Origin of the sequence: Aeromonas sp. MaB10011B (assembly GCF_017939325.1) — a bacterium.
Lineage (GTDB): Bacteria > Pseudomonadota > Gammaproteobacteria > Enterobacterales > Aeromonadaceae > Aeromonas > Aeromonas caviae.
The window spans coordinates 1-342 of the sequence record NZ_JAGKRK010000103.1; the positions used below are offsets into that span (position 1 = coordinate 1).

Annotated in this window: 1 protein-coding gene; it reads left to right on the top strand. The window is 52.0% G+C overall.

All coding sequences use genetic code 11. The annotated features are described in order from the left end of the window. On the top strand, positions 1-342 hold a 342-nt coding region (gene tnpA, locus J9893_RS22130), incomplete at both ends, for an IS200/IS605-like element ISAs26 family transposase (RefSeq protein WP_210621950.1).

A 342-nucleotide genomic window follows, 5' to 3' on the forward strand; every position in this document is an offset into this window, starting at 1 on the left:
ACGCCATGCGGCCTACGCTTTGCACGTACATTTGGTGTTTATCACCAAGTATCGAAAGCCGATATTGGGGGATCTGCATCACGCTTCCTTCAGTCAGTGTGCGGCAGAGGTTTGCAGAGATTTTGGTGCGGAACTGAAAGAGTGTGACGGAGAGGCTGATCATGTTCACATGCTGATAGAGTACGCGCCAACGGTACAGCTATCGGTACTGGTGAACTCGTTAAAGGCGGTCACATCAAGGCGACTGCGTAATGAATTTCTGGACTTGAGAGGTGCTTACAGCAAACCCGTACTCTGGTCACGCTCTTACTTTGCGGGCTCTTGCGGCGGAGCACCGTTGGA